Source organism: Companilactobacillus nuruki (genome assembly GCF_002872255.1).
Lineage (GTDB): Bacteria > Bacillota > Bacilli > Lactobacillales > Lactobacillaceae > Companilactobacillus > Companilactobacillus nuruki.
On record NZ_NIPR01000039.1, the window covers coordinates 1 to 11,063 of the forward strand.

Here is an 11,063-nt window from a genome sequence, read left to right on the forward strand (position 1 = left end):
TCAGTTATTAGGTGCTTACATGGTTTATCGTAATAGGTGTGATATAATCAAGCAGTGATGAATAAAATTTAATGAATATTGACTAAATAGAATTTTTAAATTTTTTAGGAGGTAAACTATGGTAAAACATCGTATTGGTCGTGTAGAACAGGAGATTCAAAAAGAAGTTAATGATATTCTTTTAAAACGTGTTCGAGACCCAAGAGTTCAGGGTGTTACCGTTACAGGAGTCGAGATGACGGGTGACTTACAACAAGCCACTGTTTATTACAGTATTTTGTCTGAGAAGGCTAGTGATGCTGAAAAGACTCAAGACGGTTTAGATAAGGCTACTGGTTTGATTAGACGTGAATTAGGTCAAAAGTTAACTTTATACAAAGTTCCTGAATTGGAATTTAAGCAAGATCAATCTGTACGTTATGGTGAAAAGATCGATAAATTAATCGCCAAAATGCATCAGGATGAAGCTAATAGATAATCAAAATAACTACTTGGTGACCTTTGCTGAGTAGTTATTTTTGTTAGATTAAGAAATTCTTTCTATTCTTTTTGAATACTAGTAGAATTATTCATGATATTACAAAGATACGGAGATTATTATGGACGGAGTAATTCCATTAAATAAAGAAATTGGTCAAACAAGTTCTGATTATGTTTATAAATTAAGAAAATTATTGCATACAAGAAAGATTGGTCATACAGGTACGTTAGATCCACTTGTTAACGGCGTATTGCCTATTTGTGTTGGACAGGCAACCAAGCTAGTAAATACTCTGACAAGCTCTCCTAAGGCCTATGAGGGTGAAATAACGTTAGGGAGATCAACAACGACCGAAGATCGTGAGGGTGAAACGGTTGAAGAAAAGAAATTAACGGAGCCAATAAAAATTGAAGAATTAAACAAAGTATTCAAACAAATGACTGGTGACATCACTCAAATTCCACCGATGTTTTCTGCTGTTAAGATCAATGGAAAAAAACTTTATGAATATGCTCGTGCAGGAATTGAGGTAGAACGTCCTGAGAGACAAATTCATATTTATGATTTCCATATTATTGGTGATCCAGAATTTAATGAACAAAATGGATATCAAACTGTTAAATTTCACGTTAAATGTTCCAAGGGAACTTATGTCAGGACATTAGCAGTTGAATTTGGAAAAATATTAGGTTTGCCAGCTTTTATGTCACAGTTAACTAGAGTTAAAAGTGCTGGTTTTGAAATTTCAGAAACATATACTTATGGTGAAATTGAGCAAATGATGGATGACAATGATTTGAGCTTTCTCAGGTCGATTGATGATGTTTTAGTTGATATTCCCAAGCATGTTTTAACTGATGAAGAATGGGATATCCGTGTTTCTCATGGTGGATTTTTAGAATTAACAGATGCCGATAAAAGTAAAAAATTACGAGTAATTAAGGATAACGTAACGAAAGCGCTTTATAAGTATGATAAAGTAAGAGATATGTGGATTCCCGATCTAATGTTATTGAATAATAAGTAAAAGAGATAAAAAATGCAGATTATAAATGTTAAACATCCATTATTGGAAAAACAACGACCTACTGCTGATACAGCTTTAATTATGGGATTCTTTGACGGGGTACATTTGGGACATCAAAAGGTTATTAAAACAGGTGTTCAAACAGCTAAAGAGCATAATTTGAAATCAGTTTTGTTGACCTTTGATAGGTCACCTCGAACGGTTTATCAACATGAGACGGATCATAAATACTTGTCAACAATGTCTAGGAAAGCCGAATTAGTTGAACAACTGGGTGTAGATTATCTTTATTTTGTTGAATTTAGTGAAGATTTTGCTAGATTGAAGCCGCAAGAATTTGTGGATGAATATATGATTGATTTAAAAGCTAAATACGTTATTGCCGGATTTGATTATACTTATGGTAAAAAAGATATAGCCAATATGCAGACTTTGCCTGAATATAGTCGTGGAAAATTTGAAGTTATAACAGTTCCCGAACAAATAATTGATGGTCAAAAGATTGGTTCAAGTGCAATCAAACAATTTATTAGTGATGGAAAAATTGAAGAAGCTAGTAAATTTTTGGGATATTCTTATCAGAATCAAGGCGTTGTTGTACATGGATTGCAGCGTGGGAGAACTTTGGGATATCCAACTGCGAATATTTCAACTAAGGGTGATCAGGTACTCCCAGCAATTGGTGTATATGCAACTAGGATCAAAGTTGGTGACACTTGGTACAATGCTATGACCTCAGTTGGATATAATATTACCTTCAAGGAAAATACTGGTATTACGATTGAAGCCAATGTTTTTGACTTTGATAAAGATATTTATGATCAAAAAGTTGTTATTGAATGGGTCAAATATTTACGTGGAGAGATAAAATTTGACGGTGCGGATGGTTTGATTAAACAATTGGAACTTGATAAAAGGAATTCATTGGTAATATTGTCAAAAAAATAAGAGAACCTGAAGATTAATTATCTTCTGAGTTCTCTTTTTTATTAATGATAGGGGAAATAAAAAATATTCTGCTAATAAATTAGAAAAAATAAGCTTGTGTACTTGACACTATAAGCATAGATTGTTATATTTTACATTGTTAGCACTCAGGTATGAATAGTGCTAAAAAGGAGGACGGTATAATGCTATCACAACGTCAAGATGCAATCTTGAGAGAAGTCGTGCGCATATTCACAGATACCGGCCAGCCGGTTGGTTCGAAGACATTGATGAATGAACTACCATTTCATGTAAGCTCTGCGACAATCAGAAACGAAATGGCAATGCTTGAAGAGGTAGGTTATCTTGAGAAAACTCACTTATCTTCAGGTAGAATTCCTTCCGCAATGGGATATCGTTATTATCTTGATCATTTGGTACAGCCAACTAGTGTACCGCAAGATATTGCGCAAAGAATTGACGATGACTTTGGTAAAACATATCATCAAATTGATGATATTATTGAACAATCCGCCAAGATTTTATCTCATCTAACAAGTTACACTGCAATCACTCTGGGTCCAGAAAGCAATTCGATCCTCTTAACTGGATTTAGGATTGTCCCCTTGAATCCACATCAACTTATGGCAATTATTGTTACCAGTGATAATAATGTTGAGAATAATATTTACACTATTGATGATGACTTTGATACTTCTCTAATAGAAAAAATTGTAAACATCGTTAATGATAAATTAGTTGGACAACCATTACCAAGGGTCATTCAAATGTTACATGATGATGTTCCGGCAATTCTTTCTGAATATATGTATTCAACAAATGGATTGTTGGATATGATGGATCAGCTTTTCAAAAAGGCTGGATCAGAGAAATACTATGTTGACGGACAGTTGAATCTTTTGAACTACGCCAATAATGAGGACTTGTCACAAGTACAGTCATTGTTCTCAATTATGGATCAAAGCAGTGATTTAAGAAAATTGCTTGATCCAAGTATTACGGATGATGGAATTAGAGTTCGTTTAGGTAGTGAATTAGGAACCGATGCATTAAAAAATTACAGTATTATTACTGCCAATTATGATGTCGGTCACCACGGTAAAGGTGTTATTGCTTTACTAGGACCAACAACAATGCACTATTCACAACTGATTGGACTTTTGGGAGAATTCAGAGTTGAATTGGCCAAAAGATTGATTGACTATTATTCAAGGTATGATGATTCTTGAAATTTAGGAGGAAGTAATGGCAGATAGTAAAGATGATCAAGATTTGAAGTCAACTTCTAAAGAAGAAACTCCAAAGACTGATAAAAAGGCTGAGAAATCAGCTAAGAAAAATGATGCACACATTGATCCCAAAGATCAAGAAATCAAAGATCTTAAAGCAAAGAATTCCGAACTAGAGGATAATCTGTTAAGAACCCAGGCAGAAATTCAGAATATGAATAAACGCCATAGTAAGGAAGTCGCTGGGATTCTTAAGTATGATGGTCAAAAATTGGCCACTGAAGTTCTTCCAGTTTTGGATAATCTTGAACGTGCCCTTGATGTTAAAGCTGATGACGATGCATCAAAACAGCTAAAAAAGGGTATTGAAATGGTTCATCAACATATGGTTAAAGCTTTGGAAGATAACCATGTTACAGTAATTGATAATGCTGGAGAAAAATTTGATCCAACGTTTAGTCAAGCTGTACAAACTGTTCCTGCTGATGATAAGAATAAGAAGGATACAGTCGTTCAAGTTTTACAAAAGGGTTATAAGTTAGAAGATCGTGTTTTACGTCCAGCAATGGTCGTTGTGGCACAATAATTAAATAGTAAAATTAATAATAAAAATAATAAAAGAGGTTTAGGTTTATGTCTAAAGTTATTGGTATTGATTTAGGTACTACAAACTCTGCTGTAGCCGTTCTAGAAGGCGGTTCTCCAAAGATTATTACTAATCCAGAAGGTGCAAGAACAACTCCTTCAGTTGTTGCCTTTAAAGATGGTGAGATCCAAGTTGGTGAAGTTGCAAAGCGTCAAGCAATCACTAATCCAGATACTGTTTCATCAATTAAGCGTCACATGGGTGAAGCTGGATATAAGGTAACAGTTGCTGGTAAGTCATATACACCACAAGAAATTTCAGCTTTCATTTTGCAACACATTAAGAAGTTCTCAGAAGACTATTTGGGTGAAAAAGTTACAGATGCTGTTATTACAGTTCCCGCATACTTCAATGATTCACAAAGACAAGCTACTAAGGATGCTGGTAAAATTGCTGGATTGAATGTTCAACGTATTGTTAACGAACCAACAGCTTCAGCACTTGCATATGGTCTTGATAATGATAAAGGTGATGAAAAGATACTTGTTTATGACCTTGGTGGTGGTACATTTGATGTTTCTGTTCTTCAATTAGGTGATGGTGTCTTCGAAGTACTTTCAACTAATGGTGATACACACCTTGGTGGTGATGATTTTGATCAAAAGATCATTGATTGGTTAGTTGAGCAATTCAACGCTAAAAATGGTGTTGATCTATCACAAGACAAGATGGCTTTGCAAAGATTAAAGGATGCAGCTGAAAAAGCTAAGAAGGACTTATCTGGTGTTGCTCAAACATCAATCAGTCTTCCATTTATCTCATCTGGTGCTAATGGTCCTCTTCATTTGGAAGAAACATTGACACGTGCCAAATTTGATGAATTGACATCTGATCTTGTTGAAAGAACAAAGATCCCGGTTGATAATGCTTTGAAAGATGCCGGATTATCAAATTCTGACATCGATAAAGTTATTTTAAATGGTGGTTCAACACGTATCCCCGCTGTTCAAGATGCTGTTGCTAAATGGACTGGCAAGGCCCCAGACCACTCAATCAACCCCGATGAAGCCGTTGCTCTTGGTGCTGCTATCCAAGGTGGTGTTATCTCTGGTGATGTTAAAGATGTTGTTCTACTTGATGTTACACCGCTATCACTTGGTATCGAAACAATGGGTGGAGTCTTCACTAAGTTGATCGATAGAAATACAACTATTCCAACAAGTAAATCACAAGTATTCTCAACTGCTGCTGACAACCAAAGTGCTGTTGATATTCATGTTCTTCAAGGCGAACGTTCAATGGCTGCTGATAATAAGACCTTAGGTCGTTTCCAATTGACAGATATTCCTGCAGCTCCTCGTGGCGTACCACAAATCCAAGTTACATTCGATATTGATAAGAATGGTATCGTTAATGTTTCTGCTAAGGATATGGGTACAAATAAGGAACAAAAGATTACTATCAAGAGTTCATCAGGCTTGAGTGATGAAGAAATCGACAAGATGATGAAGGAAGCTAAGGAACACGAAGAAGAAGATAACAAACGTAAGGAAGAGGTTGATGTTAAGAATGATGTTGAACAAACATTGTTTGCAACAGACAAGACTCTAAAAGACGTTAAAGGTAAGGTTTCTGATGATGAAATCAAGAAGGCCCAAGATGCTCGCGATGCTTTGAAGAAGGCTCAAGACTCAGGTGATCTTGAAGATATGAAGAAGAAACGTGACGATTTGAATAAGATCGTTCAAGACCTTTCAGTTAAACTTTATCAACAAGCTCAAGAAGCACAACAAGCTGCTGGTGGTAATGCCGGTGCAGGTTCAACTGATGACAAGAAGAAGTCAGGCGATGACAATACCGTTGATGGCGACTTTTCAGAAGTAGATCCTGATAAAGATAAGAAATAATAATTGTGATAAAGAGCAGTGGGTTAATTACTAAAACCGATTATGGTATAGTAAAAACATAACTGCTCTTTTGAGCGTTAAAAAGGAATAGAATAATTTGTTCTATTACATAAAGGTGATTTAATGGCAGATAAAAATCCATATGACGTACTCGGCGTTGATAAAAACGCTTCTGACGACGATATAAGAAAGGCTTTCCGTAAACTTTCAAAAAAGTATCATCCTGATCTAAACAAGGCACCTGATGCTGAAGAGAAATTTAAGGAAGTTAATGCAGCCTATGAATTGTTAAAAGATCCTCAAAAACGTGCACAATATGATCAATATGGTTCTGCTGGTATGAATGGTGGACAAGGAGGATTTGGCGGATTCAGTGGCGGCGGCGACCAATTTGGTGGCTTTGAAGATATTTTCAGTCAATTCTTTGGTGGCGGTGGTGCCGCTCGTCAAAATCCTAATGCCCCTAGACAAGGTTCTGATCTTCAATATCGCATGGATTTAACTTTTGAAGAAGGAGTTTTTGGTAAGAAGACCAATATTTCCTATAACCGTGAAGAAGAATGTTCTACTTGTGATGGTACTGGTGCAAAACCTGGAACACATCCAGAGACATGTTCTAAGTGTCATGGTTCAGGTTATGTTGAGGTAGATCGCCAAACTCCACTTGGTCGTATGCGTACACGTGTTGTCTGCGATGTCTGCAATGGTACTGGTAAAGAAATTAAGGAAAAGTGTAACATTTGCCATGGTTCAGGTAAGGTAAATGAAAAACATGAACTTAAAGTTACGGTACCTGCTGGTGTTGAAGATGGACAACAAATGCGTCTTGATGGTCAAGGTGAAGCCGGAACCAATGGTGGACCTTATGGTGATTTGTACATCGTCTTTCATGTTGCTCCAAGTAAGGAGTTTAGACGTGATGGATCAACAATTTATGCATCCGTTAATATAAGTTTCCCACAGGCAACATTAGGTGATGAGATTAAAGTAAATACGGTTCATGGTCCAGTTCAGTTGAATATCCCAAGTGGTACACAAACTGGAACGACATTTAGATTACGTGGAAAGGGTGCTCCTGTATTAAATAGTAAGAGTATCGGCGATGAAAAAGTAACTGTTAATATTGTTACTCCACGAAAACTTTCTAGTGAACAACGTAGTGCTTTGAAGAAATTTGCTGAAGCTGGTGGCGACAAAGTAAAAGAAAAAGATAGTAACTTTTTCAATAAAGTACGAGATGCTTTTAAAGGTGAATAAAAAAGAGCAAGAAATATGCTCTGATTGTAAGTATTAAAACAAAGAGTGTCAGTAATCAATTTTGATTATTGACACTCTTTGTTTTAAGTTGTATTTTTTCGCATTTTTGCCACAAAATTATATTATCTGAGGGGTATTTCTCAAGCTAGTACATCAGAGTACAATAGTGTAAAATAGATTGAATGAGAAATTTTCTGATAGAAGGGAATAATTTATGGATTTAGATCTTAATGAATTAAAAGAACGACAAAAAAGAATTCGTAATTTTTCTATCGTAGCGCATATCGATCATGGTAAATCAACGATTGCTGATCGAATTTTAGAAAGAACCAAGACAATCTCTAAACGTGAGATGAAGGCTCAAATTCTGGATGATATGGATTTAGAGCGTGAACGTGGGATTACTATTAAATTAAATGCGGTAGAACTAGAATATGAAGCAAAAGATGGACAAACTTATATTTTCCATTTAATTGATACTCCAGGACATGTAGATTTTTCTTATGAGGTATCACGATCGCTTGCTGCCTGTGAGGGTGCCTTATTAGTCGTTGATGCTGCTCAAGGTGTTGAGGCTCAAACTTTGGCTAACGCCTATTTAGCAGTTGATAATGATTTGGAAATTGTTCCTGTTATTAATAAGATTGATCTACCATCTGCAGAACCAGATAAAGTTAAAGAAGAAATTGAAGAGACGATTGGAATTGACTCTGAATCATCTATTTTGATGAGTGCCAAAACCGGAGTTGGTGTGGATGAGTTACTAGAAAGAATTGTATCTGATGTACCAGCTCCCGAGGGCGATTTGGATAAACCTTTGAAAGCTTTGATATTTGATTCAGTTTACGATAGTTATCGTGGTGTTGTCTTAGATGTACGTGTCCGTGAAGGCGTTGTAAAGGTCGGAGACACAATTGAATTAATGAGTAATAAGAAGACCTTTGAGGTTACTGAGGTTGGTGTAATGTCTCCTAAGGCCGTTAAACGTGATTATTTGATGGCAGGGGATGTTGGTTATATTACAGCTAGTATCAAAACTGTTAAAGATACTCAAGTTGGTGATACGGTCACACTGGCTAATAATCCAACAGATGAACCTTTAACTGGTTATCGTAAAAGTACGCCAATGGTTTATGCTGGTCTTTATCCAGTTGACAATGCTAAGTATGAAGACCTACACGAGGCATTAGATAAATTACAATTGAATGACGCTGCTCTGGAATACGAACCTGAGACCTCACAAGCTTTGGGCTTTGGTTTTCGTGTTGGTTTCTTAGGCCTATTACATATGGATGTCGTTCAAGAACGTTTGGAACGTGATTTCGATCTTGATTTAATCACTACCTCACCATCAGTTGATTATCATGTTACAACTACTGATGGGGCAGAGATAATAGTTGATAATCCTTCAGAGTTACCTGACGCATCCGAAATCAAAGAGATTCGTGAACCATACGTTAGGGCTGAAATAATGGTTCCTGAAGACTACGTTGGTCCAGTCATGGAGCTTTGCCAGAGAAAACGTGGCGAGTTTGTGACAATGGATTATTTGGACAAATATCGCGTCAATGTAGTTTACAAATTACCATTGCTAGAAATTATCTTTGATTTCTTTGATGATTTAAAATCCAATACTAAAGGTTATGCCTCATTAGATTATGAAGTTGAGGATTATTTGCCAAGTGAATTGGTTAAGATGGATATCTTATTGAATGGTGAACCAGTTGATGCATTGAGTTTCATTGTTCATAAGGATTTTGCACAGAAGCGTGGTCGTGATATCGTTGCCCGTTTGAAAGAGGTTATTCCAAGACAAATGTTTGAAATTCCAATTCAAGCAGCTATTGGCAATAAGGTAGTTGCTCGTTCGAATGTTAAGGCTTATCGAAAAGACGTTACCGCCAAGTTATATGGTGGTGATAGAACTCGTCGTGATAAGTTGTTGAATAAACAAAAAGCTGGTAAGAAACGTATGAAGGAAGTTGGTAAAGTTTCGATACCACAAGAAGCCTTCATGTCGGTTCTTAATCTTAACCGAGGCAAAGAAGACGGAAAATAAAACTAAAACACTTATAATGTAACTAGTTGTTACTTTATAAGTGTTTTTTATTTGGAGGAATTCATATGGAAAAATTTGATACAATCATCATTGGTGCAGGACCAGCTGGTTTAGCTGCTGTTTATGATTTAAAAGCTGCAGGTCAAAAGGTCGCAATAGTCGAAAATAATCTTTGGGGTGGAACTTGTCCAAATCGAGGTTGTGATCCCAAAAAGGTTCTTTTGAGTGGCGTCGAGGCTAGAGATCGCATGATTCAATTGCAGAATAAAGGATTTGATGAGGTTCCTTATGTCAATTGGAAGCAATTAGAGTCTTTTAAAGAACAATTTACTGATCCAGTTTCAAAAAGTAGTCGTGCTGGAATTGTTAAAGCTGGTATTACAGCAATTGATGGACAACCTAAGTTTATTTCTGAAGATACTTTAAGAGTTGACGGACAAGATGATTATCAGGCCGATAAATTTATCATAGCAACAGGTCAACGACCAAGTTATTTGGATATCAAAGGTCAAGAACATTTGTTATCAAGTACTGATTTCTTGTCCTTAAAAGCAATGCCTAAGGATATTACAATTATTGGCGCAGGTTATATTGCTTTTGAATTAGCTACGATCGCTAATGCAACAGGTAGCAAAGTTCACATAATTCACCATAATGATCACCCTTTAAAGGAATTTAATGAAGATTTTGTTTCAGATTTGGTTGATCAATTGAAAGGGAAGGGTATTGACTTTAATTTCAATATTGATACTAAAGAAATAGCCGTAACTGAGGATGGACAATATACAATCAAGGCCGATAAGTTTGAACTAACTACAGATTTGGTCATTGGCGCAACTGGTCGGATTCCTAATGCTGATTTCTTGGATTTGGAAAAAGCCGGAGTTGAATACTCACGACATGGAATTGTTGTAAATGATAAGCTGCAATCAACAAACTCTAATATCTATGCAATTGGAGATGTTGTGGCTACAAAACAACCTAAATTAACTCCAGTTGGAGGTTTTGAAGCTAATTATGTTAGTGATTTGTTGACCGGAAAGACCCAAGAAAAAATTGAATTTCCACCTATTCCAACTGTCGTGTATGGCAGTCCTAAATTAGCTAAAGTTGGTGTTCAAAACGGTTCGAAGGTCATTGATCAAGATGTTACTAATTGGTTTACTTATAGTCATACAAATGAATCTAAAGCTCGTATTAGAACGTTTCTGAATGATAATGATCAAGTCGTCGGGGCTACTGTTTTTAGCAATGACGCTGATAGCATGATTAATATCTTTACACTGGCAATCAAGCAACATATGTCTCATCAAGATGTTATCAAACAAATCTTTGCCTATCCAACTGCTGCAAGTGATTTAGAATATTTAATTTAAAATATATTTTGTGAATAGTAAAAAATGAAGTGAACCCCCTTAGTTTGGTTTATATCTAAGCTAAGGGGGTTCACTTCATTTTTAGTTTTTTAATTCTCTTGTTATATTGTTGTTAGTCTAAATATTTTAAATATTCTTCAAGTAGATTGAGCCCTTTTTTGTCCATACAGGCAACGTTGAATCGAAAGGATTT

General features: G+C 35.9%; 9 protein-coding genes. All 9 read left to right on the top strand.

Going from position 1 to position 11,063, the window contains the following annotated elements:
- Nucleotides 1–118 precede the first annotated feature (118 nt).
- Nucleotides 119–478: a 30S ribosome-binding factor RbfA gene (gene rbfA / locus CBP76_RS09325; protein ID WP_102196623.1), complete on the top strand. Its 360-nt coding sequence runs from the start codon at nucleotides 119–121 to the stop codon at nucleotides 476–478.
- Nucleotides 479–599: 121 nt separating this feature from the next.
- The gene (gene truB / locus CBP76_RS09330) at nucleotides 600–1,508 is read left to right on the top strand and encodes a tRNA pseudouridine(55) synthase TruB (protein WP_102196624.1); all 909 of its coding nucleotides are present in this window, start codon (nucleotides 600–602) and stop codon (nucleotides 1,506–1,508) included.
- Between the two features lie 12 nt (nucleotides 1,509–1,520).
- Nucleotides 1,521–2,456 carry a bifunctional riboflavin kinase/FAD synthetase gene (locus CBP76_RS09335; RefSeq protein ID WP_102196625.1) on the top strand — a complete coding sequence of 312 codons (936 nt, stop codon included), beginning with the start codon at nucleotides 1,521–1,523 and terminating at the stop codon, nucleotides 2,454–2,456.
- A 182-nt stretch (nucleotides 2,457–2,638) separates the two neighbouring features.
- Nucleotides 2,639–3,685 (top strand): heat-inducible transcriptional repressor HrcA, encoded by a 1,047-nt coding sequence (hrcA, locus tag CBP76_RS09340; protein ID WP_102196626.1) that lies wholly within the window; start codon nucleotides 2,639–2,641, stop codon nucleotides 3,683–3,685.
- A gap of 16 nt (nucleotides 3,686–3,701) precedes the next feature.
- Complete coding sequence (gene grpE / locus CBP76_RS09345; protein WP_102196627.1) at nucleotides 3,702–4,271, top strand: nucleotide exchange factor GrpE; 570 nt, start codon at nucleotides 3,702–3,704, stop codon at nucleotides 4,269–4,271.
- A 47-nt stretch (nucleotides 4,272–4,318) separates the two neighbouring features.
- Nucleotides 4,319–6,178: a molecular chaperone DnaK gene (dnaK, locus tag CBP76_RS09350; protein ID WP_102196628.1), complete on the top strand. Its 1,860-nt coding sequence runs from the start codon at nucleotides 4,319–4,321 to the stop codon at nucleotides 6,176–6,178.
- 123 nt (nucleotides 6,179–6,301) lie between these two features.
- The gene (gene dnaJ / locus CBP76_RS09355; RefSeq protein WP_102196629.1) at nucleotides 6,302–7,435 is read left to right on the top strand and encodes a molecular chaperone DnaJ; all 1,134 of its coding nucleotides are present in this window, start codon (nucleotides 6,302–6,304) and stop codon (nucleotides 7,433–7,435) included.
- 214 nt (nucleotides 7,436–7,649) lie between these two features.
- On the top strand, nucleotides 7,650–9,494 hold the full coding sequence (gene lepA, locus CBP76_RS09360; RefSeq protein ID WP_102196630.1) for a translation elongation factor 4: 1,845 nt from the start codon (nucleotides 7,650–7,652) through the stop codon (nucleotides 9,492–9,494).
- A 65-nt stretch (nucleotides 9,495–9,559) separates the two neighbouring features.
- Nucleotides 9,560–10,870: a dihydrolipoyl dehydrogenase family protein gene (locus CBP76_RS09365; protein ID WP_102196631.1), complete on the top strand. Its 1,311-nt coding sequence runs from the start codon at nucleotides 9,560–9,562 to the stop codon at nucleotides 10,868–10,870.
- Nucleotides 10,871–11,063 lie beyond the last annotated feature (193 nt).

Bases quoted from the DNA above. Each gene is read 5' to 3' on its own strand.
- rbfA (WP_102196623.1), top strand. From the start codon at position 119: ATGGTAAAACATCGTATTGGTCGTGTAGAACAGGAGATTCAAAAAGAA.
- truB (WP_102196624.1), top strand. From the start codon at position 600: ATGGACGGAGTAATTCCATTAAATAAAGAAATTGGTCAAACAAGTTCT.
- CBP76_RS09335 (WP_102196625.1), top strand. From the start codon at position 1,521: ATGCAGATTATAAATGTTAAACATCCATTATTGGAAAAACAACGACCT.
- hrcA (WP_102196626.1), top strand. From the start codon at position 2,639: ATGCTATCACAACGTCAAGATGCAATCTTGAGAGAAGTCGTGCGCATA.
- grpE (WP_102196627.1), top strand. From the start codon at position 3,702: ATGGCAGATAGTAAAGATGATCAAGATTTGAAGTCAACTTCTAAAGAA.
- dnaK (WP_102196628.1), top strand. From the start codon at position 4,319: ATGTCTAAAGTTATTGGTATTGATTTAGGTACTACAAACTCTGCTGTA.
- dnaJ (WP_102196629.1), top strand. From the start codon at position 6,302: ATGGCAGATAAAAATCCATATGACGTACTCGGCGTTGATAAAAACGCT.
- lepA (WP_102196630.1), top strand. From the start codon at position 7,650: ATGGATTTAGATCTTAATGAATTAAAAGAACGACAAAAAAGAATTCGT.
- CBP76_RS09365 (WP_102196631.1), top strand. From the start codon at position 9,560: ATGGAAAAATTTGATACAATCATCATTGGTGCAGGACCAGCTGGTTTA.